Below are 26,229 nucleotides of genomic sequence, written 5' to 3'. Positions count from 1 at the left end.
TAATAAACATCGGTTTGGTTGAAATTCGTATGAAAAAGAGACTGCTCTTTTTTTGCTGTCTCGGGTTATTGAACTAAAGCACCCATTGTTTAAGTATAATAATCCGAAAATTGTATTTGTGTGAACGAATATTTTAGTGCTAGGTCTCTATCATTCGCCAAGGGGATTGGCATGTGTAGGACTCCTTTTTATATATATTAATATGAACGATTAAAACCTTTGGAGAGAGGTGAATGACATGAAGGTTGAAATAAGCTACTTCCCTCCCGAGGAAATCATAACTGTGCCGGTGGAAGAAGCCACTTATCCTTTTGAGATGAATGGTGAGGTCCAATATATCGTGGATTTTTCTTGTTGGGATGGTGATTATCACCATGATGAACTTTTTTATAACTGGATGGATAGCCCCGGTTATCTATTGCTTATGATGGGACCTTTGGTTGAGGTGGATTGCATAAAGTATACTTGTCCTTGTTGTGGGTATAAAACATTGGATGAAGAACCAACCGATACATATGAAATTTGTAAAATATGCTTTTGGGAAGATGACGGCCTTCAATTTCGAAAACCTGATTACGAAGGTGGGGCTAATGAAGTTTCATTAAGACAAGCACAAAAAAACTTCACTGAATTTGGGGTATCCGAGAAACGCTTTAGTGAGTTTGTAAGAAAGCCAAATGACAAAGATACAAAAGATTCTAATTGGAAACCGTTTAGCTTATAGTTTTAGATTGCTATTGCTTATATGTTTAAAGGGATATCTTAATCAATTATTAATTGTGAATTATTCAATAGCGAAATTAATACGAGCTGGGGCTTTACTTCACTTAATTACATAAAAAGAAACCCATTGGAATCAATCTTCAAAATGGGTTTCTTTTCATTGAGGCTACTATAATCGTTGATTAAGGTTCCAAAACTTCATGCCTTTATCCGTATGAGATTTTTTTTGTGATACACACTTAAAATTAAACCGAACAGGAAGGCGTTGATCATGGCAGATAATGCACCATAGCTCATAAATGGAAGGGATAGGTTTATGATCGGTAATAAGCCAAGAGACATTCCGATGCTGATGGATACTTGTGCAGTGAATATGGCAAAACAGCCAGAAATCAGGATTTTTCCAAAAGGGTCTTTCACCGTTTTGAATATATGGGAAATTCGCCAAATCATCCATAAAAACAGCAGACCAATGAGCAGAGACCCAGCCCAACCAAATGTATAGGTAATCGTAACAAAGATAAAATCCGTCATCATATCATTAGAAAAATCAAACGACCCGAGCGAACCCAAATGACCAAACCATCCGGCATCCGCTATGAGCCTTTCTAACTTCAGATAGGTATATCCTGAAGTCCTACTAAATTTCTCAGGCGTAACGAAGGCTAGTATCCTTTCAAATTGATAGGTCTTTATATCATTCAAGGATATTGAGATTAGTAGAAGTGAAACACATGTAGTAAACAGAACCCCGGCCGTGATCAGGAGTTTCTTTTTACTTAGGCCGCTTCGCCAGACCATTACAGCAACCATCAATGTATACAGCCCCACTGCTTGCACGTTGACGGTATTCATAAACAAAAAGACAGAACAAATGTATAAAAAGGTGGCCAAATACACATTCATCTTCTTGGATTGCAGCATTCCGGCCCAGGCAAGCAGAAAGATGGGCAGAGCTATCAGAGAATCGACCGACATTAACCCCATAATATTCATTTGAGGACGCCCGTACACATATATATGGGAATATTGAAACTGAACCAGAATCAGGCATCCTATCGTAAAGATGACCCAACCCCATCTTTGTAATTTACGATAATCAAAAAACAGGAGGAGGCAGGCGAAAATGACACTTCCTGTGACAGATAATACATGCTTCTGCACGGAAAAGGTATGACCATCCTTAAATAAGAAGGATAGTAAAAATAGCCCCATAGCGGACATGAACAGAAACATGCTCAAGAGCTTCCAATCAATCTTTGGTCTGTGCAGCTTGTCCAACTTCGGGCCGATTTCAGAGGGGTTACCCATATTCCTGACCGCCATTTCCTCCGCTTCATCCTCATGGTATCCTTTTTTGGTCCATTGTTGTTTAGATAGATGCAAATGGTTCTTTAATTCTGCTTCGATATATTTCTTGGCTTCTTTTGATCGAATATACGATGAAACCTGTTCTAAGAATTGGGTGCTTCTCAATCGATTCTTCCTCCTTCAAAGGCCGTCCTCCAATGAGCAGAGGCAGAACGACTTTTCACTTCCTTTTTCTTTAGCCACTTTTTCCCACGTTCATCCAAAGAATAGAGTTTCCTTTCGTCCGTTTCCCAAACAGTCTGGAGCCAGCCTTCCTTCTCGAGCTCATGCAAGGTGGCATATAAGGAGCCTTCGTTTCCTTCGAAATTCTGAATCCCTTTTTGGTAGAGTGCTTCATTAATTTGGTAACCACTTTTCTCCGTATCCAATGATCTAAAGATGGCCATCATGATGTCATCCTTGCTCGCATCCTGCTTTTTAATAGATGCATGAATGGACCTTTTATGACTTTCGGTGAACTTCAATTCAGGAAATGTATGCTTATTCATCGCCGACTTCAAGCGTGTTAATTTATCTTCCATCGGTGCATTCCTCCCAATAGGTTTTTAATCGTTTTTTTGCCTGGCGCATACGGGTCTTCACCGTTCCCAGCTTGACCCCGGTAATTTCGGAGATTTCCTTAAGCTTCATCTCCTGAAAATAATGAAGATATATCAGCTCTCGGTACTGAATGGACAGGGCCATCACTGCATCAGCAAGCTTCCTATCTTCATCCTGCTGAATGACCACGTCTTCCACATTGTCGGTAGAAGTCCATTCATGTTCCTTATCCGCAGTCGAAACGTTTCGGAAGTACCAGCTTTTCTGATAATCCTTACAGTGATTACTGGCGATTTTCCAAAGCCAGGTCCGTATACTAGCTTGTTGGTTATATGTAGGCAACGCTTTATAAGATTTGATGAAAATTTCCTGTGTCAAGTCCTCTGCGACAACAGCATCTTTTACATAGGAATAGACCAACTGCAGGATATCCTGACCATAAAGGGTCATCATTTCATCAAATAAGGCGTCAACGTCATTCATTTGAGTACACTTCAACACAAACTCCTCCAAAACAGCTCGCACTTCCTTTCCTAGAGATATAGACGACCGAGCCTAGAAGAAGGTTTTCTTTTTCAATAAGTTTACTTCATTTTTCAAGTCGGGGAAGCGGGCTGCCGTATTCAGTCCCATGGATAATCATTTTTATGTCTTGCACATAGTATATAAAATCATCTAGGAAAGGAAGGGTAACTTGGGTAAATTACAAGATATTTTTGAATCGAATAATGGACGCTTAATTCATAAATGGATGCACTATTTCGATATTTATGAACGTCATTTCGAGCGGTTTATCGGGAAAGAAATCAATATACTGGAGATTGGCGTTTCCCATGGCGGGTCGCTTCAGATGTGGAAGGATTATTTTGGAGACAAAGCTACGATCTATGGGATCGATGTTGAACCGGCCTGCAAGTCATTTGAGGGGGATCAAATTAAGATCATCATCGGCGACCAAGGAAATCGGGACTTTTGGAAAACGATCAAGCCTTCCCTTCCGAAGTTCGACATAATCATTGATGACGGCGGTCATCACATGAGTCAGCAAAAGGTTACGTTCGAGGAGATGTATCCTGAACTTTCTCCCCATGGCGTTTATCTTATAGAAGATTTGCATACGAGTTACTGGGAGGAGTACGGAGGGGGGCATGGCGTCCCGAATAACTTCATTGAATACTCCAAAAAAATGATTGATGATCTAAATGCATGGTATTCGAGGGAACCTCAGTTTTCAGTCAACGAGTTCACTACATCCGTCTGGTCGATTAGTTATTACGATAGTATTTTAGTAATCGAAAAGAGACCAAAAGAACAGCCATCATCTAAAATGACAGGGACTCCATCCTGGTAAGTTTGATCGAATAGGACTCTATGGAAAGAAAAGTGCTGCCAATTGGCGGCTCTTTGACTGTATGCTAATTAAGCATAAGCATACATTCAAGTGAAAAACTACTCTATTGGGTATTCGTATTATTTGTATTTGATAAGTAATAACCAATTAGCTATTAGAATAAGACAGCACTCCCCAAGAGGGCTGACTACCCTATTCTAATATATGCTGCGCAACATTTTCAAAATGTGCAGAGTAAGTAGGAATATCAAGTACCTTTCTCATTCTTAATTCCACTATAAAAATTCACCATTACTGAACAGAGTTGTAACAATAACGCGTGCACCTAATGCGGAGGCCATTTGAAGCGCAAAAACAGATACGCCACCAGTACCTAATACTAGTACTGTTAACGGGGGCGTTACTTCAAAAAGGGAGTTGCATTCGTAGCTCTTTTTCTTTATGGAGCTAATGGGGAATTTGGTAAAGAAGGAAATGGGATCAGATGTGATGAATTAGATAAGCATCACGTAGATTCAATCTATTTTTTATGGAGAACTAGGATTTTTGTTGCAACCACGCCGGGGTTCCATTACTTTTAACATATGGATTTAAATGGATAGTAAAAATAAGAGGTGGAAAACTATGAATTGGAATCTCAAAAAATTTGATGAGTTAACAAATTTAGAACTATATACGCTTTTAAAAGAAAGAACTTTGGTTTTTGTGGTGGAACAAAATTGTCCCTATCTTGAAGTTGATGGCAAAGATCCTTTATCCTATCATCTTTTTAAAGAAGAGAATGGAGAAATTGTTGCCTATTTAAGAATTGTACCCGCTGGTGTTTCTTATCAAGAAGCTTCTATTGGAAGAGTCTTAGTAAAGAAAGAATACAGAGGACAAGGAATTGCAGGGGAACTTTTGAAGAAAGGACTAGATTTTATCCAAAACGAATTAAAAGAAACAAAGGTTAAAATTCAAGCTCAAGATCATTTAAGAAAATTCTATAATTCCTTTGGTTTTCAACCTATATCCGAAACATATTTAGAAGATAATATCCCTCACGTCGATATGATATTACAAAGCTAACACACTCATCATGATCTACTAGGTTTGGAGTTAAATTAAAGAAGAAAATGAAAAAGATGACGCTTCAACAAACAGAGGCATTGATCTAAGAAGGATTAATGCCTTTTTGTGTTGAATTCTTATGGAAGTAAAGGGGTAGTTTAGTTCAACAAGAAGTCACAATAGGAATGTTCTTTTATTGTAAGATATAATTACACATATCAATGTTTGGTGTCCAGAAAATAAAACAAAAAACCAGGGGGGGAAATGTACATTAGTAGAAAGTGTGAAATAAAGATTATTTATTTGGGGGGAATTAATGAAAGACTTTTTGAATGAAATTCGAAGACCAATAAATATTTCGCTATCAAGAAAATTTTTATATTCATCTTTAATAGTTATCGCAGGGGTTATTTTAGGCGTACTTTCCAAGGTACTTGATGAAACCGCTAGTAATTTATTACCGCATTTTCTTGAGGTGTTGGATTTAAGAAACTTCTTTTCTCGTATGGGAGTTTGGATTTTCATTGCGGTGCTAATATCTGTGTATAGTAAATCAGCAATTAGGTCTGCAATAAATGTTTTTTTGTTTTTTGTAGGCATGGTAGGTAGCTATTACCTATATACCGTTATGATAGCTGGTTTTTTTCCTAAATCATATATGATGATTTGGATTGTCATGACTGTTATTTCACCATTTATTGCTTTTGTATGCTGGTATGTAAAAGGAAAAGGCATAATTGCTATTTCTATTTCATCTATAATCTTTATGTTTATTTCAAGACAGGCTTTTGCATTTGGATTTTGGTATTTTTATATTATAAATATTTTGGAATTGTTACTCTGGATAGCCACGATTTTTGTTTTATATCAGTCTCCAAAACAAATAATCAAAGTGATTACCATAGGATTGCTTCTTTGCTTCGTTACCGCTCAGTCCAATTTATTTGGGGGAATGTTGTAGGTTTCTATCTATACATTAAAAATGGTCTTTTCGGAGGTGATTGGTTTGTCCATAGGGATTCTTGCTCTTATAACTATGGCGGTATGTATTATTCTCACGTATGAATTCATTAAACCTGAAGAAAAGCACGACCATAGAAAAATAATCGTATTCACTACCTTTGCATGCCTGTTAACAACCATTTTGACCGTCCATCTTTTTCAACATTTCTTCACTTAAAAACTAATCACAACGGCTCCTAATTAACGGTGTCCATATAAAATCAGCAGTCAAACGTTTTTCTACAGATAGTCTAAATTTTTTATAAAGATGGCGAGCCGTTTCTAAAGCCAAATACGATAAAAAGAAAGCCGATTATTCCTACGTTAAGAAAGAATCGGCTTTTATGGTCTTCTTTGATATAAAATTTCATGGCTCTAGCAATAAGGTCCTTGTTATAAAACATCCATATTGAACAGACCTGACATCTCTCAATGATACTTTAGTTCTGTCAAAAGGACGGTAGAGACTGAGACACTACTCATGCAAAATCAATCTTCGAAGCTATCCAGGAATTTTCTTGCCTCACTGTTGAATTTCCACATAACACCAAACTTATCGACTAACATTCCAAAACTTGCTGACCATGGGGTAGAGTATAACGGCATGAGCACTGTACCACCTTCAGAAAGCCCTTCAAAAATTTGCTTATTCATTTCTGGCTCCGCATCAATAATACTGATTATGACGGTATTCCCTGTGGTGATTCCAAAAAGACGGTTCCTTTGTTCCCAGGACTGATCCAGAATTGAAACAAGTAAAACAACACGATGAACAAAAAAATTTGGTTAATGTACAGCTATCGATAGACGTTTCTATAAGAGATCAATTTATCGAAAGGTACGGAAAAAATGCCGTTATAAAGGAAACTGCAAGACGGTACCTCGCAACAATTGAATTGCCTGAGAATCAATATGCCTTTCAATTTTTAGCCGGATTTGGTAATAAGGTTAAGATTTTGGAGCCGAAAGTTTTTATCATGAAATATGTGAAATTCTTGGAGGGGGCGGTGGAACTCTACAAATAAGCTGCATCAAGGGAGTGTATGTTTTAACGTTTTCAACGCAATTTTCATCTCTATTATCAATTATTGAATAGTTGGATTATTTTATTTCTTCGGGAAAGACTTTGCACACTTCACTATCTAATAATTTCTTCTGGATACCATCAACTACAATATAATACTTCTGCAACTTCAGAGCCACGTTTGTATCATCAAAGACAATATCCAGCCAAGACAATACATTCTGTATTAGCACCGACAAACAATTGCATACAAAAAATGAACGAGTGTATCGATGGATGAAATGCTATTTCGAAGCGGCATCCGCTGTTGGTAGTCGTCTAATCAGTTATGAGAGGCCCGTTTTAAGGAAGGGTTTGAGTGTAATCGTTGTACTTCTGAGTTTTATTTGATAAGTAATAACCGATTAGCTATTAGAATAAGGCAGCACGTCCCAAGAGGTATCACTGCCCTATTCTAATATAGCTGTGCAACACTTTTAAAATGTGCAGAATACGTAGGAATATCAAGAACCTCTCTCATTCTTTATTCGACTATACAACTTCACCATCACTGAACAGAATATTGTCTTTCAATCCATTTAATCTTGTCGTACAGTTCTTGATTGATAGGGGTAGGTATTTGATGCTTTTTTCCTAGTTCAATAACCGTTCCGGCAAATAATTCGACTTCACTGAATCGTTGGGCTTCTATATCTTGAGCCATTGAAGGTTTCCCTTTTGGACTTAATGTCGCTAAGACTTTCAGCCAATAATCCAGATTTTCTTCCGTTAAATGAACGCCTTCTTTTTCTGATAAAGCAAGAACCTCTCTCATGGCTGCAATCATCATTTCTCTGGGTTTTCCTTCTCTTTGAATTTCTCCATAATTACTTTTGTGGATAGCAACCGTTTGATTCACCCCTACATTCAGCATGAATTTTCCCCATTGTCTTCTATACATATCCGTATCCAACTCAAAAGGTACATCCATTTGTTCGAAAAATTCCGCCACTCTTTTTGCTTGTGGTGAAACGAAACCAGGCTCTTTTGAACCAATGCAGAGCATACCCATATGATCATAGGTAAGTTCATTGCCTACCTTTACTGCGTCCATACCTTGTGCCACGCAATACAGTACTTTATCCATTCCATACGTTTCCCCAATAATGTCTTCACTTGTTATACCATTCAGTAGGGAAATAATGATTGTACGTTCTCCGACGTGTTTCTTTACCGATTGAATGGCGTCTTCTAACCCGTTAAATTTAACTGAAACAATCAACAAATCAGCTGGGCCACAGTCTTCTTCAGGTGTTACATAATGAAACTTGCACAGTTCCCCATTACTATAGAGCTTTTCGTTTTCATATCGCAATATACGATCTTGATCAGCTATCATTCTTAAATCTTCTGGTCTCATCTTCTTAGATAAATGATGTCCAAACAAAATCCCCAATGCACCTAGCCCAATAATAGAAACTTTTTTGATGGTCAATTCTCCTCTACCTCCTCTACACGTTTCATTAAAATTGTATCATAATTTGATTACTGTATTTTCCAGTTAGGTAAATAAGGTAGCGCCTCCAAAAGGGGCTGACTGCCTTATTTCTTTCAACATCGTGACACTTTCCCATGTGTGGAATGATTCATTCACGGGATACATGGTCTTATGAAGGACGGTACTAAATCACCGAGAGCTGTGTAATTCTTCTTAGAAAACAAACGGGGGAAGTTCACCAAATCTAGTGAATTTGTACTGGATATACCATGTTTTTAAGTCTACTAGTGTGAGATGTCTCCTGTAATATTACATTTAAATGACAGGATTTACGACAAATTACCCATGAAAATAATAGATAAAATTGAGATAATATTCCATAATTAATAAATTATTGGGAGGTGCCTAAGTGAAAAGAACTGTTAAGTTTTTGTTGTCCTTTGTCCTAGTCATTAGCTTGTTTTACCCTTTAAGTGCTAGTGAAACTGAAGCCGCTTTTAAGTATAAGAAAGGAGATATCCTGATAACCGATACTACCTCATCTAAAGGAGTACTTGGTCATTCTGCCATTTACATCGGCGATAATAAAGTTTTACATACTTCCGGTTGGAAAAAGGAGCCTTATCCTTTTGTTATGTCATTAAAAGATTGGACAAATCGATATAAGAAAAGAGTCAAAGTAGTCAGATATAATGATTCTAAGAAAGCAGAAAAAGCGGCAGATATGGCTGTGAAGTATTTTAAAGATAATAAGAAAATTAAATATAAGGTAACTGAAAATCCTAAAGATATCGACCCGAACACATATTGCAGTGAATTAGTATGGTATTCCTACTACAAAGCTGGAGTTACATTTAAAGTACCTGTTGCATCTATTAAAGGGTGGAGGGTACCAGACATCATCAAACCAAACGACTACCTTTATAAACCATCGGTAGAACATAACAAATTTAAAATTGTAGATGATAAATATTAAAAAAGAGGGGGGGGAACCTCTCTTTTTTTTTGTTAGAAAAAGGAGAAAGACTAATAGAAATAATAATGAATTTTCTTGATATCTCAAGGTTTAATGACCCTTTCATTTTCCGAGAAGTTTGTTATCTATAAAACTTCTTGACGGCTACACCCCCATCTACTATAATCAATTCTTGTGTGAAAAAAACAGTAAAAGGATGGGGATTAATGAAAAGAATTCTTACGGCAGCTTTAGCATCATCCATGCTATTATTATCTGCGTGCGCTGAAGAGACAACTAAAAAAGAAGCGGAAGTTATCAAGACGGATAAGAAAGTGTCAGCTGAAACGAATGAAGCGGCAACGATTAAAGGAAAAGATTACGATGAAAACGGCGGTGCGGATGCCTATGCCTCTAAGGGAGATCATGCCGATTCACGTTACTATAAAGCACCTGACTTCTTCAATATGAAGTCGGATGACCAGTTAACCCTGATCGAAAACTATCAAACGATGCAACAAACGACGGAATGGTCTTGTGGACCTGCCACAGCTTTGATGGTTGCGAATCATTTCGGGTACGATGAATTATCGGAGATGGATATTGCGAAGCAAATGAAGTCAATGACGGACTTAGATGTGAAGGATGCATTACCAGGAACCGCGAATAACTTCCCGGAATACGGCACGAATGTTGCTCAAATCTATGATTTCTTCACGAACTTGAAAGGCTTCGAGGTGGTTGAATCAAGCTATCGCGAAGATTACAAGGACAAAGATTTAATTCAAGCGAGTAAAGAAGTGACGGAGAATAACGTAGGCAACCTGCCAGCAACGTTCACATGGAACAGCTTATATGCTTCGGAAAATAGCGATACGACAGATGCATTTGTAAAAGATGCGAAAGATAGCTACTTCGTGAAATGGCTAACGAACCATCTGAAAAACGATCGTCCAATCATGGTTGAATGGGGAGACTGGGATGGCCACTGGCAATCGATTATTGGCTATGACAATAACGGTACACCAGGCATTGGCGATGATACGCTAATCTTCGCTGATCCTTACGATACATCAGATCATTCGCAAGATGGCTATTACTTCTATCCATTAGAGCGTTGGTTTGGACAATGGAATGACCGCAACATCGCACCAAAACCATTCCAATTGCAACCTTATATTGTAGTCGATAAGAAATAAATAGATAGATAGATAGAAGCGGCAATATTCACTGAGGTGATGTTGTCGCTTTTTTATTTCTCTATGTGTGGGCATCCATTCGTATTTGTGAAAGAAAATAACATTGTTTTATATACATTCTTATTATTTTAGTATAATTATTTCAATGGAAGGAGGTTAAATGATGCTGTATTATTTAGAAAAAGCGACAGAAAAGATACAAATCTTCAATAAAAAGCTAAAACGCGTCTCAAAGGCATTGGATGACTTCGCGCCAAAGCTATTTAACTTTATAACCGGAATTATAGGAATAGTTGTCACTTTACGTTGGTTATTCTAAACCTATTTGTGGAATCCTTAGGAACCTATTTCAGCATGCAAAATACATAGAAAATGAGTTGAAAAGTTTGGAAGAAAAAAGCATTATAAAATATTTAATCAATATCGTTTGGTCCATTTTTTGTATCATTGGCTCGGTGTACATAATTATTTTTATGATGAAAGAAATTTATAAAGCGGTTTTTTAAATGCAAGGGCTGTCAACATAGTTGGCAGTTTTTTTGTGCTCATTACAACACCGCAAACCATATGTGTGGAAATAATGTTAAAATTAGGTGGAAATATCGAAGGGGGATTAGCGTGAAAGTAAGAGAAATAAGGGTGGATGATGCCAAGGAATTTACCCATATTGTAAAAGAGGTAGAAGCTTCATCTGACTTTATGCTGATGGAGGCAGGGGTAGCACTATATAAGAAGGTTGGCTTTGAGATCGAGGGCACGAAGAGAAACTCCCTTGTCATACACGGGAAATCTTATAATGAATATTATATGGCAAAAATATTATAAAAGGTTAGGTGGATTCTTTGGGTTTTAATATAGGGGACATGATATTTCAACTGGTCAGTTTCATCTTATTGTTTGGCTTGATCTTTGCCATTTATTTTTTTGTCCAGGCTCTCGTAACAAGATCTCGTAATACTAACTCCGTAGAACAAAAACTTGATAAAATCATTGAGCTGCTTGAAAAGGATAGAAGAGATTGAGTTTTTTGAAGATACAAGAGTGAAAAAAAGCGGGAATGTTCACTGAGGTGGATATTCCCGCTTTTTTAAATGAAACAGGGACGAGGTGTGGTACACTGATTCAAAAACCAAGGTGCACATCATTTGTACAATATATTTTTGTGCAGGCATATGGACAACAATCGGACTGAGAAACCATATATATCAAATGAAAAGTAAGGTATCGTGGTATTAGGGAGAGGGAGAAACGATGTTTCTAGATGAAAGAAGCGCAAAGCTAATAAAAATATTACAGCACTCACCCATTTCAAAAATGAAAGATATCGAAGAACAAACCGGTTTGACGCGAAGACAAATCCAATATGCTTTTAGCAAAGTGAATGATTGGCTTCACGATCATGGGTATCCAGCCATTCTCTATCATAAAGAATTAGGGTATTCCCTTCCTGTCGAAGTTCAAGAGGATGAATTGAACGTAAAACTAACCAAACGTAATTATGTATTTTCCGAGACAGATAGAGAGCAATTGTTCTATCTCATGATTTTGCTTAGTCCTGAAGCGTTATCTGTCTATCATTTTCAATCAATCACGGGGCTATCGCGTAATACCGTATTAAAGGATTTGAAACAGCTCAAGGAGAAAGCGCAAGAAGTCAACCTTAAGATTCAATACTCCAAGCAAGAGGGTTACGTGATAAAGGGAGAAAGCAGAGTCAAGCGCTACATGATTGAACAGCTGGTGCATGATGTCCTTAATCGTCCGAATAATAATCTGATTATTGAGTGTATTTGGGGAGGTCAGCACACAAACATTCAATCCATCCGGCATCAGCTGGAGCAGATTGAACGTAAATTGGGGATCACCTTTACGGATGAGAGGCTGTATGAATTGACCTATTTATTTTTGAGTACAGATCAGCTCATTGGAAAAGGAGAGGAATTGCAAGTCAATCAGAGTTGGTTACCTTTTGTGGCAACAGATGAATTTAAAGCGATGGAACAAATGACGAAAACCGATGCGTTCGAATCGGTTTGGAGCGAAACCGAAAATTTATATGTAACCCTCCACCTGCTAAGCATGAACCGGACAAAGGATCTATCTCCGCTCAAGGAGGATGAAGTGATCGAAACGCTTTTGCAGGAGATTGTAAAAGAGTTCGAAAAATTAGCCTTTGTTCATTTACATGATAAAGACCAGCTATGCCAGCAATTGTATGTTCATTTTAAACCGGCTTATCATCGTCTAAGATACGGGCTTTCATCCATGAATCCGATGACGGAAAAGGTACAAAAAGTCTATCCTGAACTGCATCACCTGACCACTAAATCTTTAGGAGTACTAGAGAAAGAGATTGGGCGTCCTGTACCTGAAGAGGAAGTGGCATACTTTACGATTTACTTTGGAGGCTGGCTGCGAAGGCAAGGGACAACTTTAGATGACCGCAAAAGAGCCATCGTGGTTTGTCCGAATGGGATTGGCATCAGCAATATTCTCATCTACACGTTGAAGGAATTATTTCCGGATATATTGTTTTTGGATGTATTATCCGTTCGAAATGCGTCCGAGTATCCATTAGCGTACGATCTCGTTTTTTCAACGGTACATATGAGAACCAAAGTTCCGTTATTTGTGGTACCGCCCATTTTGGAAAGGCAGGACAAACATAAGCTGCGTCTGCAAGTCATGCAGGAATTGTATGGGTATACGACACAAAATGTTGATGGTTCCGCTCTGTTAAAAGTGATTTCAAAATATGCAACCATCCATGAACCTGATCAACTTGAAAAGGCCCTTGAATCCCTGATGTACATATATGCACCCAAGGTCAATAAATATTCCTTAAAGGAGGCAGAGAAACCAGTGTTAGATGAATTACTCAACCTACAAACGATTCAAATCCTGCCGCGTGTTTCAGAGTGGAGAGAAGCGATTCGAGTTGCATCCCAGCCTCTTGTTGATTTAGGAACGGTCGAAGAGAGATATGTGGATGCAATGATTGAAGGAATCGAAACGAATGGTCCCTATGTGGTGATCACGCCTGATGTGGCCATTCCTCATGCACGTCCAGAGCAAGGTGTTCGCTCCTTATCCATGAGTCTATTGAAATTGGATGAGCCGGTGGAATTTGCACCCGATAAACCCGTCAGGTTGATCATTGTTCTGGCTGCCGTAGATAACGATTCACATTTACGGGCGTTAATTCAGCTGACTCAATTATTGAATGAACGAGCTAATATTGAAGCGATTTTAGAGACAACGGATCCATCCATACTTATGGGTTACGTACATAAATATTCTAAGGAGGAAACAGAATGAAAAAAATCATGGTAGTTTGCGGAAATGGATTGGGCAGTAGTTTTATTATGGAGATGAATGTGAAAAAGGCTTTAACAGAAATGGGGAAAACGGCTGAGGTAGATCATACGGATTTAACTTCTGCTAAATCGGCCCAAGCGGACATTTTCCTAGGGGCAGCAGATATTGTTGGCCAGCTAGATGATGGAACCCGTACGATTGTTACATTGGAAAATATGATGAGCATTCCTGAAATTACATCCAAATTGGAATCACTTGTCTAACTAAAGCTCGGTAAAAGGGGGCAAGACTATGTTGGATATCATTATGAACGATATTTTAGGCACACCTTCCATACTCGTGGGGTTATTCGCTCTGATTGGCTTACTGTTACAGAAAAAGTCCAGTGCCGATGTTGTGTCAGGAACGCTGAAAACGGTTATGGGGTTCATTATCATTGGAGCAGGAGCAGCCGTCCTTACAGGTGCCCTTAACATATTTAGTCAAATGTTCGACCAGGCGTTTCATGTAGAGGGCGTCATTCCGAATAACGAAGCCATCGTAGCTGCTGCGCAAAGTGATTTTGGGACGTCAACGGCGCTGATTATGGTCTTCGGTATGATTGTGAATATTTTATTGGCACGCTTCACTCCATTGAAATATATCTTTTTAACGGGTCACCATACATTATTCATGGCCTGTCTACTAGCTGTCGCTTTATCGGTTGGTGGACTGAACGGTTTCCCGCTTATCCTTATTGGCTCCATTTTATTAGGGCTATGTATGGTCGTATTTCCTGCCATTCTGCAGCCTTTTGTAAGACAGATTACCGGAAGTGATGATTTTGCCATCGGTCACTTTGGGACAATCGGGTATTTCGTTTCCGCTACGATCGGGAAATGGTTCGGAAACAAGGAAAAGACAACGGAACAAATTAAGGTACCTAAATCTTTAGGGTTTTTACGGGACACATCCGTTGCTGTATCGCTGACAATGACGATTTTCTTTTTGATTGTCGCTCTGTTTGCAGGACAAGATTATATTGAATCGACACTTTCCGGTGGTTCCAACTTCCTTGTATTTTCGTTTATACAAGCCATTACGTTTGCCGCTGGTGTATATATCATTCTAGCTGGGGTACGGATGTTGATTGCCGAGATCGTGCCAGCCTTCAAAGGGATTGCAGACAAAATTGCGCCCAATACGAAGCCTGCACTAGATTGTCCGACGATTTTTCCTTTTGCTCCAAACGCAGTGATTATCGGCTTTTTATTTAGTTTCATCGCGGGAATCTTATCGATGTTCCTCTTGCCGGTATTAGGATTGAAGGTTATTGTTCCGGGACTTGTCCCGCATTTCTTCACAGGAGCTGCCGCGGGGGTGTTCGGAAATGCGACGGGTGGTCGTCGCGGAGCCATGCTCGGTTCTTTTGCCAATGGAATCTTGATTAGTTTCCTACCAGCCATTTTACTGATATCATTAGGTAATATAGGATTTGAAGGCACGACATTCGGTGACTCAGATTTCGGTGTGGTAGGTCTATTCATATTAAGTATTTTGAAAATGTTAGGATTTTCTTAATCTACTAGAAAAATAGATTCGCCAACAGCCTACAATCTTATAGATCATAGGCTGTTGGCATTTTTATTACAAAATTCGAACGGATGAGGTGGAAACATGGGATACAAAGCAATCGTGCTCGATATGGATGGCACAACATTGAATGAAGTGAACACGGTGAACGATACGCTGAAAAACTACTTAATCGAACTTAGAAATAGTGGAATGAAGGTGTTCATTGCAACCGGAAGAACGATCAAAGAATTAAGAGATGTCCTGCCAGAGGATTTGATTGTCGACGGGATGGTAACGGCCAATGGCATGTCCGCCTTTATTGGAGCGGAGAAGATATTCGAACATGCACTGCCGTCTGAACTTGTGGACGACATGATTGATAAAGCGGCAGCAAGAGAGATATTTTACGAAGTTCATCCAAATGATGGCGTCAGAATGTCCTTGCAAAAAGATAAAGACTATATGGTTAAACAAATGATGGGGACAAAACCGGAGACGGTTGATGAAAACGAATGGTTATCCAGAAAGGTCGCAGTCGAGAGCAAAATCAACTGGGTCGATGAGCTCGAAGAATTAAGTGTGGCCAAGATTTATTTTTTCAGTAAAGAAATGAAGGCCATTAAAGATTGGATCGCAGATCTCGAACAGTTCAAGAAGAAAACGGCCTTCACGACCGCATCCTCCACAGATCATAATGTGGAAGTGACCGTGGACGGTGTCTCGAAAGCAACAGCCGTCCAAGTCTTACTTGATCATTTTACTCTATCACCGGAAGATATTCTGGCCGTAGGAGACGGAGAAAATGACCTTCCTCTATTCAAGCTCTCCGGCCACTGCGTAGCCATGAAAAATGCGCTCGAATTGGTAAAGGAACAGGCGGATGAAGTGACGGAGTACTCTTATCGAGAAGATGGTCTGTATCACTTTTTGAAAAAAGCATTTCCGATAGCTCAACCAAAGTGAATAATGATGGGCGTACGGATTTTTCGTGCGCTCTTTTTATTTAGAGAGATTTAATATAGAAGGAAAATCTTATAATGAGTACTATATGGCAAAACTTTTATAACTCGCTTGTAGGGTGGGAGTAGAGATGATAGCGAAAATGTTATATGAATCAATGAAATGATTGCCAACCATCATATGTTATCATTGATAAATAAGGAAGAGGTGGATTTTTTGGGTGTTTTCGGTGATATACTTTTTCAAATAATTATGTTTATTTTATTGTTTGGCATAATCTTTGCCATTTACTTTTTTGTCCGGGCCCTCGTCACAAGATCTCGCAATTCTAATCCCGTAGAACAAAAACTTGATAAAATCATCGAGTTGCTTGAAAAGGAAAAAAGAGAGTAAGATATGAGCGATTCATGAATACCAGGGCTTATTCATGAGGGTAGGAAGTATATATTTTGGTGGAGTAAAGCCACTATATCTGGATTGAGTGGATTGAAAAGGGTTGTGTTTTCATGAGATTCTTAGTGTCATTTTTAGTGGTTTTTTTTCTTATTTTTATTGTTGCACTCTTTATAAATAAGTATCTAACGAAATGGCTTGGTGTAGAAAAAAAAGAAAGTATATCAGAAACTCCTGGTAAGAATATGGACCGATGGGGAAGAGGGATCATCCTATGCATTTTTTTGTGTGCACTTCCCATGGTATTAGAATATGAAAATATACTTAAGTGGTATTGGGTATTATTCTTAAACGTATTAATTGGTTTTCAATCAGTTCTGGAGTGGAAGTACTTGAAACCTTCCAAACAGTATTTGATAACACTCACATACTTAATATTTGCGTTGGTTATGGTGTTTGGAATGAATTATTTTACAATCTAGTTATTCTGAAATAAGGGACTACTTCGGTAGCCCTTTTCTTGTTGAGGGAGTAGTGTTCAATAACGACAATTTATGGGTAATGTGGTAAAATTATTAAATAGCAGCGATCTATCATTTCGTTAAAGGAGGTATGCATGGAGAACATTAAGGAAAATTCAGAAGAGTACGATGATCCGATTTTATATGATAAGGAAAATGAATCATATAGGCAAGACCTTCCTTATCTATTGAAATGGGCTTCAAAAACCGAAGGGCCCATTCTTGATTTAGCTTGTGGGACAGGGAGGGCGACCATTCCTTTAGCGAGGAAAGGATATACAATGATAGGAGTGGATGTTCATAAAGGAATGCTAGAACAAGCCAAAAGGAAGTCGTCAGACCTGAATGTACATATTGAATGGATCGAACAGGATGCTAGAATGCTGAACTTGAATGTAAGAAGTCCATTGATCTTTTCAGTCGGGAACTCCTTTCAGCATTTTCTTACCAATGAAGACCAGGACGGATTCTTATCATCTGTTAATAAACATTTAGAACTTGATGGGTTATTCATTTTTGATACGAGGTTTCCAAGCACAGAAGAATTACTTCAACCTGACACAGAAGAATATTGGAGAACCATTGAGGATGAGGATACTTCAAAAAAAATCGATGTTTATACAAAAAGTACCTATGACTCACTCAATCAGGTCCAACATTACACGACGATCAGAAAGTATGTAGATGACGAAGGTACAATAATAGATGAAGAAAGAACGAACATACGGATACGATACGTTTTTCCTAAAGAAATGGAACGCATTCTATTGATTAACGGACTGGAAATCGTCCATATCTTCGAGGATTGGAATGAAACACCTGTAACGAATGATAGTTATGGGATGGTCTATGTTTGTAGGAAAATTAGGGATATGATTTGACTTCTTCTCATAGGATTATTTTTACTATTATCGTTCTTGATTTTCCTGATCACCCAACTACTACAACTGTTCTAGCAGATGTAGATATAACGTCGTTTAAGATATCTTTTTGATCTATTGTGGATAGGAGAATGTAATGCATATTAAAATATGGCGTTATTTATTATTAAGCTTGCTTTCACTCTTATTCTTAACAGGTTGTCCAGGCCTATCTGACTTTGATAAGGACCTACCTGGAGGATATTCTGTAATAAGAACATCAGCCCACGAAGTCAAGATTGCGCCAAAAGAAAGTGAAGGTAGTTGGGGAACCGCCGTCATTCCCACGAAAGTTACCGAAGTTGCTTGGGATGACCATTATATTCTCGCAAAGCAACTTGGCTTGAAGGATGACGAGGCTAGCAACAACGGCTATCAAATCCCTGATGAAAAAAACGTGAACTTTTGGATACTGGAAGTGGCTACAGGCGAAGTGACTGGACCTTTAGATGGTACTAGTTTTACAAAGAAAAAAGCTGAATTTGGAATATCTAATGATATTGTGCTACAAGAAATAGATGAAATTAAAGAATGGTCAGGAGATGAATAAGCGTTTTCTCTTAAAGAAGACTTTTCGTGTTCCTTTATTTCGTTCTGACAATTTTTACAGTGGATATTATGAAAACGGAAGAGGTCGGGTACTTGGTCGTTTTCTTACTATTGAGCGGTAGTAATAGAAGATCTTTTTCGCTTAGCGAAAGGGTCTTTTTTAGCATGGATTCACTTGGGAAGTCATGTCAACTCTTCCGTCCAAGTGGCATATACATAGAAGCGATCTTGTAATAAGAAGGAGGATTGCTTTGGACGGAGTAACGTTATATGACATTTTCTTTATTGTGGCAACGGAAGTCATTCTGCTCGCGACAGTGGCGCTTACCTTACTTTGGGTCATCCGGGCACGGAAGGAAAAGGTTCATTATTTGCTCGCTATTATCATTATTGTCTTTCAGCTTGTGTGGAATGTTGCATCCAGCTATTTCATGATGACCGCGATTTTGATTCCAGGTGTATCGGTCGTTCTGATGCTGAGCTGGAGGCTTTTCATCAGGGATGACTACACGAAAAGCCGGTTGTTCAGTGCTGCACTTCTGTTACAGTGTATCTGGTTTGTTTTATATATTATCGTGATTATCACAAATTGGTAGGGTATAGAAGAAAAATGAAATCTTATAAATAATGAAGAGGCAGAAATGTTGTTGAAATAACATTTTTGCCTCTTCTAGTTTGTATTGATTTATATATGAAACAGTCCATTTCTTACCTTTGCCTTTTTTGTGTGACCATTTTTTTAGGCATAAAGAATGTAACGATTAACGCCACAAAAGATAAAACTAACATAAATAGATAGGCATCACTTGAGCCAAAGATTGAAGCTAATGTATTGAGTTGTGTAGCGGTCATGTTTGTGTTTTCGATAGATAACTCAGAGGCATGGGAAGTCGCTTGAATGGTGTACGCAGTGATGACAACTGCTGTTCCAATCGCCCCTGCTAATTGGCGAACGGTATTATTTACCGCTGAACCATGTGAACCCAATTCCCTTGGCAAAGCATTCAAACCAGCTGTATTTAAAGGCATGGTAATGAAGCTTAATCCTATTCGTAAAATACAGGTCCGAACCATTAAATATATATAAGGTGTGGATTCAGTTAAATCAATCATTCCCCACATGGAAATGATGATGAATATTAAACCTGTAATGAAGAGTGGTTTAGCACCGTATTTGTCAAACATCCTACCTGTGATAGGTGATAAGAAGGCATTAATCACTGCTCCTGGTAATAAAAGCAGTCCAGCCTCAAAAGCTGAAAAACCTCTTCCATCCTGTAAGTAAATAGGTAAAAGGATTAAATCTGCATACATAATCATCGTAATGAGGATATTAATGAAAGATGTAAGAGTGAAAATTTTATACTTGAAAACGGTTAAATTTAATAAGGGGTCGTTTGATTTTAACTGACGTAAACAGAATAAAGTCGTAACGATTATTCCGGCGATGATCGTTGTCATAACAATGGAATCATCCCATCCCTTGCTTCCTGCACTACTGAATCCAAATAAAATACATCCAAAACCAATCGATGATAAAATGACACTGGTGATGTCTAATTTTGCTTTTTTTGTTTCTACAACATTCATTAAATATTTAAACGCAAGAACAATGACGATTACTATGAATGGAGCTAACCCAATAAATAGCCATCTCCATGATAAATATTCAATGACAAAACCAGACAGTGTAGGAGCTATGGCTGGTGCGAATATCATGGCAAAGCCAATCGTCCCCATAACACTTCCACGCTTTTCGCTAGGATACAAATATAAAATAACTGTCATCAATAAAGGGATGATAATCCCAGCACCGATAGCTTGAATCATTCTTCCTGTTAACAGCATGCCGAAATTCGTCGCACATGCACAAAGTACAGACCCGATTAACAAAAACAACATCGAGCTAATAAAAAGCTGTCTTGTAGAAAATCGTTTCATTAGAAACGCCGTAATGGGTACCAACACACCGTTTACTAGCATAAAACCTGTTGATAACCATTGTACTGTTGCTGCGGTTACATGAAATATATCCATGAAACTACTCAATGCAACATTTAATAGAGTTTGATTCAAGGTTGATAAAAAACAGCCTGCAATCAGGACGATTAATAAGATTGTTTTATTTCTTTCTGTTATTTCCTTAGTCATTCCTAAACCCCTTTAATCCAAATTTGCATTATCGACGTCGTGTCGATAAAATATATAGTAACAAAACTATATGTTTATGACCATGAACAGTTTTTTTGAAAATGTTCACTACTCGACATAGATAATAGGTGCGTAGAGAAAGTGTAAGTAATATCGATAAAGGAGTTTAAAATGTCTACACTTAAAAAAGAAGATCCTCGTACAATACGTTCAAGAGACATGTTTAAAAAAGCCGTCTTTTCTCTTCTTTCTGAAGACAACGCAATTTCTAATTTGACGGTTCAAAAGGTCGCAGCTAAAGCAGGATTAAATCGAACAACCTTTTACTTGCATTATCAGGATATTCAAGATTTACTAACACATATCACCGATGAAATTGTACATGACCTCTCTATTAAAATTGTCGATTTAATACATGCAAAAGATTTATCGGAAAAACAACAACTAACAGAGTTACTTGATTATTTATATATCCATCGAAATTATTTACTCGCTTTATTTAAAACAAATCAATTCGAGGAACAATTGTTTTTATTAATAAAGCAACTCATAGAAACAAGAAGGAAGAATACTACAAAAGATGTCCCTGATGATTATGTTACGATTGATATTAAAACAGCCTCATTGGTTGGAATCATCATGTGGTGGATTAAGAAAGGTCTTCATTTTAGTACAGATTATATTGCCAATCAAATTCACTTACTGTACAAAACGAGATGATTCTATATTCGGATGTAGAATCAGCTTCGAGAAAGTTATGGTCTACAACACATCTATGTTTTTACGCTATGTTCAAGTACACTATCTATTTTTCGTTCCTATAAGTTGAATTATGTTAACTAGACGGACATTTTTCCCTCTCTTCCACTAACGGGGGCAGGATGGTTCAACAAGGATTATCCTGAATCAATGGGGAATTAACTAAAAAAGGTAGTAACTTTTTTTGATGATAATAAGCGAAAAGGAGAGTCTAAATGGAGTTGGTATTTATTCGTCACGGTCAAGGAGAACATACATTAGATATACCTAGTAGCCTGCAAATAAAAGACCCTTCATTAACTACTAAAGGGGTAGAACAAGCAATATTATTAAGAAATCAAATTCCTTTAACTAAAAAAGATATTATTATTATAAGCCCTATTAGAAGAACGTTGGAAACAGCATTCATTTGGAGTGAAAATATAGACTGTCGCAAGATTGTAAGCCCATTAGTGTCTCCTAGGATGTTTCCCGTTTGTTCAGAATGGCATTCATTGCCTTGTGATAAAATAATTGATTTAGAAATAATTAAAAATGTTTATCCAACTTTTGAGATTGATAATAAGGTTCCTCTAAATATATGGTCTGATGGTATAAATACTTTGCCTGAAAACCAATTCATAAAACTAGCTGAAGAATTCATTGTGAATTGTAAGCAACTACAAAAAGAAAAGATTTATATAGTGTCACACGACGGTACCATTACTTCCTATCGTCAAATGATTTCTGGTCAAAGTCTCACTAGAAAAGATTTCCTACTAGAAACAGACTGGTTTCAAATTACTTGTTGAACTAACAGGGGCGTTAGTTGAACAGGAGACATCTTAAAGGACCAAAAAGTGGTCCTTTTCTCTTTGTTAACGACCTCATGAATGAATTAGAGTCTTAGTGAAAGACACTAAAGGTTTACAAGACATTATTCGTTTCTTCTTCGGTAATACCGATAATCGAGGTTTATGTAAACTAGATGCTAATATTTAACTGGTTAATAGAGAAGCACAGTTTAAACGGACTGTGCAGCCATCAATGTTATTTTATGAACTTTATCAGAATATGAGGTGAAAGGCCGACACCTATGCGGAGTCGTCCTTATTTCTACTTAGGGTATCTCGTCATAATGTAATCGCCTGCATCTTTTAGTTGCTTTAATGTAAGCACGCGTCCCCAATGAATAGATGAATTATAATTTCCTTCAGCAAGAGTGACTGTTGCCTCATCTATGCTGAGGATGACGACAGAATGGGTATTATTATTGATACGTATAATGTCTCCAACTTGAATATTGTCAAAGTTCTTATGATTGCGAGCAGGTAAACTGCCGAACGCCTTATCACTTAATATAAAAGCAAACCCCGCACAGCCATAGCCGGCGCTATAAATACCTCCCTTCCATTCGTAATAATTATCGTTGGTCCATCTCATTCCCTCTGGATATTGTTCCTTTAGGGCAATCATTTTTTTATATACATTCTCTGCTGTTATATTAGATTTTGTTTCTTTATCTAATTGACTTGTTACATCTTTTAATTGATCTGTTAACCTAGCATTATCTTTTTTAGCTTTCTTTAATTGATCTGTTAACCTAGCATTATCTTTTTTAGTTTTCTTTAAATCGTTTTTTAATTTACTATTATCACTTGAATAAGATTTTACCTTGGTGGTTAATTCCTTAACCTGCTTTTGAAGTGAAGTGATTTGTGCTTTTAATGCAGTAAGTGAATCTTCTTTTGCATATGTAACGGTTGATACACTAGAAAATAATAATAGGAATACAAGTAAAATAGGTATTTTTTTCATCTTTATCCTCCAAATATTTGTATAATATATTACTTTCGACCTAATACAACATTTTCCTTTAATAAAAAAGGATAATGATTTTCTTCAATAAAAAATGAAATTATTTACTGCATGGTATGTGTCAACTTTCCACTAATAAGTGCGATTGTGAACATATTCTTAGTGAAAGACACTAAATGTTTTCAAGACGTTATTCGTTTCTTCTTCCGTAATACCGATATAACGCAGGGTAACGGAAGGATGGGAATGATGTAGGACCCGTTGCAACATGGCAATATCCTTTGTGGCTTTATAAAACCAGTACCCAAACGTTTTCCGTAACGTATGGTTGCCGACATGTTCCACTCCTGCAAACTCTGCGGCCTTGTTTAGCTGCCTGTAGGCCTGCGTAGGGGTAATGGGGTCTTCGCCCTTCCTGGACGGGAATAAATAGGGACTCTGGACGTTTTTGGCGTACGCAAAGACCTCCTCGAAGCAATTCGCGATATACATGTCGCGGATTTTTTGCGTTTTGCCTTCTTTGACCCGAAGGATCTTGTGTTGTTTGCCTTTGAGGTCCAGGATCTGTTTCGTGGTGAGCTTGAGTAGGTCCCCGACACGCAGGCCGGTCTCGCACCCTACGACAAACAGGATATAATCACGCTCCGAACAGTGGCGCTTCAGCGCCCATTTCATATCTTCAAGTTGCTGCTGATCCCGGATCGGCTGCACATCTTTTTGTTTTGTCATGATTCATCGACCTTTCTATCACGTCTTAAAATCGGCCTCCTGAACCCTTATGTATCAAGGATTTGAATGTACGATTTTTTCTCTTTTTTCAGTATAAAGAGAGAAATTAGAAAAAGTCAATGAAATCAACGTTTTGAATGTATGATAATTACAATAATCATACATTCAATTTCATGTAAAAAAACTCCCATTAATGAACTAAAGGGCTAGTTTAGTTGCTTTGGAAAATATGTGGTTCTCCTTTTCTAAATGGTATAATTTAGCATGTAAGATGCTAGAGGAGGAGAATGCTAAAATATGAAAACAGAGAAACGAGAGAGTCTACAATGCTAGCTATAGGGGAATCAATAATGAAAAGGTTAATAAGTACAATGTTAAAAACAGTTATCTTTTTTATTGGATGGGCAATTTTAATTTCTTTTACCCCCGATATAGAAACAAATAATCAGTCATTATTACGATTATGGTGGGAAATTACACCACTTGCTGTAGTGGTTTTATTTACTGTTATTTTTGTTTCAGTAATAGAGATGGGGAAAATTAGGATCCCCATAGCTTCAAGAATCTTTAAAAATTCTCTAATAGGTGTTGGAATAAGTGTCTTATGGTTGGGTAGCGTGGTTGGTGTCCTTTTACTTACAAAAACAATGGATGTAAAAGGTCACAATAATATTGATTACATATGGATTTGGATGTTAGCATCACTATTAAATGTTGCAATGCAAGAATTGCTGGTGAGAGGTTATTTATATCAGTTATGGAAGCATAAGTTTAATGTAATAACAGCGACCATTATAACTACTATTTTGTTCACTGCTATGCATGGTGGAGTATTTGAAGAAGGTATTATCCCAGTGCTTAATGTTGTCTCAATGAGTATATTTGTAACATTACTATTAGAATACACAGGTACAATATTAGCTCCAATAATTGCTCATTTCATTTGGAATACTATTGGAGCGATTATATTTGGTGGTGTTTCTTTGCCAAGTGATTATCCAACTCTCTTAAAAAGTACGTTTCAAGGAAATCCATTATTATCAGGTGGTATCTATAAACTTGAAGGCAGTATTATCGTCTTAGTGGTTAATTTATTGCTAATTTCATATTTGTTCATATTGAATAAAAGAATGTCTAGCTCAAAATTATATGAATAAACAGCTTTTTCTTCTTAAAACTTAACGGGTGCGTAGCACCATCAAAAGGTTGCCAATTGGCAGCAATTTGAATGTATGATTCTTACAATAATCATATATTCAAAATTAGGTAAAAAAATACCCTTATTCAACTATAGAAAGGTTAGTTCAAGATTGAGTTTTATTCAATGTTTGATCCAATTAATGGAATAGATTTTATATTACTTAAACTATTGTTGATAGAATGTTACTAAAATAAAAGACATAGACGTATATGGAGGAATATTATGAATCAGGCGACTCAGAAATACTGGAATGAATATTGGAAGAATCAAAATCAACCTCAGTCTGTTAGTGCATGGCAAATTCGGGGCAGATCCTGATTATCTCGCACAATTAGTGATAGATGGAATTAAAACTGCAACATGCTCAGGATATATTTTTTATGAATTGGAGAATGAACCACTACCAACAAAAGAGGATTATAGCATTATTTTAAACAGTGAAGATCAACCTGTAGCAATTATTAAGACAGTAGAAGTTACGCTAACTCCTATGAATGAAGTCACTGAAGAGTTTGCTATAGCAGAAGGTGAAGGAGATAGTACCTACAAATATTGGTGGGAAGCTCATGAAAAGTTCTTCAGAAATGAGTTAAACACAGTCGGACGTGAATTTTCGGAAGATATGCTCCTTGTGTGTGAGCGTTTTAAATTAGTGGATGTGAAGAATGGGTAAAGGTTCGCGCTG

Annotated in this window: 30 protein-coding genes and 1 pseudogene; 23 read left to right on the top strand and 8 right to left on the bottom strand. The window is 37.5% G+C overall.

What is annotated here, in order from left to right:
• Positions 1-454: 454 nt before the first annotated feature.
• On the top strand, positions 455-724 hold the full coding sequence (locus ACIQXN_RS02755; protein ID WP_402961736.1) for a CPCC family cysteine-rich protein: 270 nt from the start codon (positions 455-457) through the stop codon (positions 722-724).
• Between the two features lie 197 nt (positions 725-921).
• Here the strand turns inward: ACIQXN_RS02755 and ACIQXN_RS02750 are convergent, their stop codons facing one another.
• From ACIQXN_RS02750 to ACIQXN_RS02740, 3 genes are read right to left on the bottom strand one after another with little or no spacing between them, the layout of a single operon-like run.
• Positions 922-2,199, bottom strand: coding sequence for an FtsW/RodA/SpoVE family cell cycle protein (locus tag ACIQXN_RS02750; protein WP_402961500.1), 1,278 nt, complete (start codon positions 2,197-2,199; stop codon positions 922-924).
• Positions 2,196-2,615 (bottom strand): PadR family transcriptional regulator, encoded by a 420-nt coding sequence (locus ACIQXN_RS02745; RefSeq protein ID WP_402961498.1) that lies wholly within the window; start codon positions 2,613-2,615, stop codon positions 2,196-2,198. Before ACIQXN_RS02745 ends, ACIQXN_RS02750 begins: the two co-directional genes overlap by 4 nt.
• Positions 2,605-3,135: a sigma-70 family RNA polymerase sigma factor gene (locus ACIQXN_RS02740; RefSeq protein ID WP_402961496.1), complete on the bottom strand. Its 531-nt coding sequence runs from the start codon at positions 3,133-3,135 to the stop codon at positions 2,605-2,607. Before ACIQXN_RS02740 ends, ACIQXN_RS02745 begins: the two co-directional genes overlap by 11 nt.
• A 193-nt stretch (positions 3,136-3,328) precedes the next feature.
• Here ACIQXN_RS02740 and ACIQXN_RS02735 point away from each other — a divergent pair, with 193 nt between their 5' ends.
• The 3 genes from ACIQXN_RS02735 to ACIQXN_RS02725 all read left to right on the top strand — a co-directional run bounded on the left by ACIQXN_RS02735 (position 3,329) and on the right by ACIQXN_RS02725 (position 5,996).
• Positions 3,329-3,985, top strand: a complete 657-nt coding sequence (locus tag ACIQXN_RS02735; protein ID WP_402961494.1) for a class I SAM-dependent methyltransferase — start codon at positions 3,329-3,331, stop codon at positions 3,983-3,985.
• A 624-nt stretch (positions 3,986-4,609) separates the two neighbouring features.
• Positions 4,610-5,053: a GNAT family N-acetyltransferase gene (locus tag ACIQXN_RS02730; protein WP_402961492.1), complete on the top strand. Its 444-nt coding sequence runs from the start codon at positions 4,610-4,612 to the stop codon at positions 5,051-5,053.
• 298 nt (positions 5,054-5,351) lie between these two features.
• Positions 5,352-5,996 (top strand): hypothetical protein, encoded by a 645-nt coding sequence (locus ACIQXN_RS02725; protein ID WP_402961490.1) that lies wholly within the window; start codon positions 5,352-5,354, stop codon positions 5,994-5,996.
• A gap of 530 nt (positions 5,997-6,526) precedes the next feature.
• Here the strand turns inward: ACIQXN_RS02725 and ACIQXN_RS02720 are convergent.
• A complete protein-coding gene (locus tag ACIQXN_RS02720; protein WP_402961488.1) occupies positions 6,527-6,691 on the bottom strand; it encodes a VOC family protein in 165 nt (54 codons plus the stop codon).
• Positions 6,692-6,783: 92 nt separating this feature from the next.
• Here ACIQXN_RS02720 and ACIQXN_RS02715 point away from each other — a divergent pair, with 92 nt between their 5' ends.
• Entirely contained in the window at positions 6,784-7,062 is a 279-nt protein-coding gene (locus ACIQXN_RS02715; RefSeq protein WP_483878333.1) for a WCX domain-containing protein, read from the top strand.
• Positions 7,063-7,608: 546 nt separating this feature from the next.
• Here the strand turns inward: ACIQXN_RS02715 and ACIQXN_RS02710 are convergent.
• On the bottom strand, positions 7,609-8,535 hold the full coding sequence (locus ACIQXN_RS02710) for a ketopantoate reductase family protein (RefSeq protein WP_402961486.1): 927 nt from the start codon (positions 8,533-8,535) through the stop codon (positions 7,609-7,611).
• A gap of 412 nt (positions 8,536-8,947) precedes the next feature.
• Between ACIQXN_RS02710 and ACIQXN_RS02705 the strand changes: the two genes are divergently transcribed.
• The 14 genes from ACIQXN_RS02705 (at position 8,948) to ACIQXN_RS02640 (ending at position 19,503) form a co-directional block, all read left to right on the top strand.
• Entirely contained in the window at positions 8,948-9,514 is a 567-nt protein-coding gene (locus ACIQXN_RS02705) for a YiiX/YebB-like N1pC/P60 family cysteine hydrolase (protein ID WP_402961484.1), read from the top strand.
• A gap of 206 nt (positions 9,515-9,720) precedes the next feature.
• The gene (locus ACIQXN_RS02700) at positions 9,721-10,692 is read left to right on the top strand and encodes a C39 family peptidase (protein WP_402961482.1); all 972 of its coding nucleotides are present in this window, start codon (positions 9,721-9,723) and stop codon (positions 10,690-10,692) included.
• A 163-nt stretch (positions 10,693-10,855) separates the two neighbouring features.
• Entirely contained in the window at positions 10,856-11,011 is a 156-nt protein-coding gene (locus ACIQXN_RS02695; RefSeq protein WP_402961480.1) for a hypothetical protein, read from the top strand.
• A gap of 299 nt (positions 11,012-11,310) precedes the next feature.
• On the top strand, positions 11,311-11,517 hold the full coding sequence (locus ACIQXN_RS02690) for a GNAT family protein (protein ID WP_402961478.1): 207 nt from the start codon (positions 11,311-11,313) through the stop codon (positions 11,515-11,517).
• A 17-nt stretch (positions 11,518-11,534) separates the two neighbouring features.
• Entirely contained in the window at positions 11,535-11,714 is a 180-nt protein-coding gene (locus ACIQXN_RS02685) for a DUF4083 domain-containing protein (RefSeq protein WP_402961476.1), read from the top strand.
• 229 nt (positions 11,715-11,943) lie between these two features.
• On the top strand, positions 11,944-14,010 hold the full coding sequence (locus tag ACIQXN_RS02680) for a BglG family transcription antiterminator (RefSeq protein WP_402961474.1): 2,067 nt from the start codon (positions 11,944-11,946) through the stop codon (positions 14,008-14,010).
• Entirely contained in the window at positions 14,007-14,273 is a 267-nt protein-coding gene (locus ACIQXN_RS02675; protein ID WP_402961472.1) for a PTS sugar transporter subunit IIB, read from the top strand. The genes ACIQXN_RS02680 and ACIQXN_RS02675 overlap by 4 nt, the downstream gene beginning before the upstream one ends.
• A gap of 28 nt (positions 14,274-14,301) precedes the next feature.
• Positions 14,302-15,570, top strand: coding sequence for a PTS ascorbate transporter subunit IIC (locus ACIQXN_RS02670; RefSeq protein WP_402961470.1), 1,269 nt, complete (start codon positions 14,302-14,304; stop codon positions 15,568-15,570).
• A 96-nt stretch (positions 15,571-15,666) separates the two neighbouring features.
• Entirely contained in the window at positions 15,667-16,527 is an 861-nt protein-coding gene (locus tag ACIQXN_RS02665) for an HAD family hydrolase (protein WP_402961468.1), read from the top strand.
• Positions 16,528-16,686: 159 nt separating this feature from the next.
• Positions 16,687-16,917, top strand: a complete 231-nt coding sequence (locus tag ACIQXN_RS02660) for a DUF4083 domain-containing protein (protein WP_402961466.1) — start codon at positions 16,687-16,689, stop codon at positions 16,915-16,917.
• Positions 16,918-17,030: 113 nt separating this feature from the next.
• The gene (locus tag ACIQXN_RS02655; RefSeq protein ID WP_402961464.1) at positions 17,031-17,399 is read left to right on the top strand and encodes a DUF4181 domain-containing protein; all 369 of its coding nucleotides are present in this window, start codon (positions 17,031-17,033) and stop codon (positions 17,397-17,399) included.
• 134 nt (positions 17,400-17,533) lie between these two features.
• Positions 17,534-18,319, top strand: a complete 786-nt coding sequence (locus ACIQXN_RS02650) for a class I SAM-dependent methyltransferase (RefSeq protein WP_402961462.1) — start codon at positions 17,534-17,536, stop codon at positions 18,317-18,319.
• 136 nt (positions 18,320-18,455) lie between these two features.
• Positions 18,456-18,908: a DUF3997 domain-containing protein gene (locus ACIQXN_RS02645; RefSeq protein ID WP_402961460.1), complete on the top strand. Its 453-nt coding sequence runs from the start codon at positions 18,456-18,458 to the stop codon at positions 18,906-18,908.
• Between the two features lie 250 nt (positions 18,909-19,158).
• Complete coding sequence (locus ACIQXN_RS02640; RefSeq protein WP_402961458.1) at positions 19,159-19,503, top strand: hypothetical protein; 345 nt, start codon at positions 19,159-19,161, stop codon at positions 19,501-19,503.
• Positions 19,504-19,615: 112 nt separating this feature from the next.
• Here ACIQXN_RS02640 and ACIQXN_RS02635 read toward each other — a convergent pair whose 3' ends face one another.
• Positions 19,616-21,058 carry a DHA2 family efflux MFS transporter permease subunit gene (locus ACIQXN_RS02635; protein ID WP_402961456.1) on the bottom strand — a complete coding sequence of 481 codons (1,443 nt, stop codon included), beginning with the start codon at positions 21,056-21,058 and terminating at the stop codon, positions 19,616-19,618.
• A gap of 171 nt (positions 21,059-21,229) precedes the next feature.
• On the opposite strand from ACIQXN_RS02635, the gene ACIQXN_RS02630 reads away from it, so the two are divergent.
• Positions 21,230-21,778 (top strand): TetR/AcrR family transcriptional regulator, encoded by a 549-nt coding sequence (locus ACIQXN_RS02630; protein ID WP_402961454.1) that lies wholly within the window; start codon positions 21,230-21,232, stop codon positions 21,776-21,778.
• A gap of 254 nt (positions 21,779-22,032) precedes the next feature.
• Positions 22,033-22,608: a histidine phosphatase family protein gene (locus ACIQXN_RS02625; RefSeq protein ID WP_402961452.1), complete on the top strand. Its 576-nt coding sequence runs from the start codon at positions 22,033-22,035 to the stop codon at positions 22,606-22,608.
• 304 nt (positions 22,609-22,912) lie between these two features.
• On the opposite strand, the gene ACIQXN_RS02620 is transcribed toward ACIQXN_RS02625, so the two are convergent.
• Positions 22,913-23,614 (bottom strand): coiled-coil domain-containing protein, encoded by a 702-nt coding sequence (locus ACIQXN_RS02620; protein ID WP_402961450.1) that lies wholly within the window; start codon positions 23,612-23,614, stop codon positions 22,913-22,915.
• 159 nt (positions 23,615-23,773) lie between these two features.
• Positions 23,774-24,343, bottom strand: a complete 570-nt coding sequence (locus ACIQXN_RS02615; RefSeq protein WP_402961448.1) for a tyrosine-type recombinase/integrase — start codon at positions 24,341-24,343, stop codon at positions 23,774-23,776.
• Between the two features lie 350 nt (positions 24,344-24,693).
• On the opposite strand from ACIQXN_RS02615, the gene ACIQXN_RS02610 reads away from it, so the two are divergent.
• Together ACIQXN_RS02610 and ACIQXN_RS02605 are read left to right on the top strand one after the other, a co-directional pair.
• The gene (locus tag ACIQXN_RS02610) at positions 24,694-25,500 is read left to right on the top strand and encodes a CPBP family intramembrane glutamic endopeptidase (protein WP_402961446.1); all 807 of its coding nucleotides are present in this window, start codon (positions 24,694-24,696) and stop codon (positions 25,498-25,500) included.
• A gap of 266 nt (positions 25,501-25,766) precedes the next feature.
• Positions 25,767-26,217: pseudogene (locus tag ACIQXN_RS02605) on the top strand (ASCH domain-containing protein).
• Positions 26,218-26,229: the final 12 nt, after the last annotated feature.

Source organism: Peribacillus sp. NPDC097295, assembly GCF_044761665.1.
GTDB lineage: Bacteria > Bacillota > Bacilli > Bacillales > DSM-1321 > Peribacillus.
Note: the sequence above shows the minus strand (reverse complement) of the source record. Positions and strands in the feature narration are given on the sequence as shown.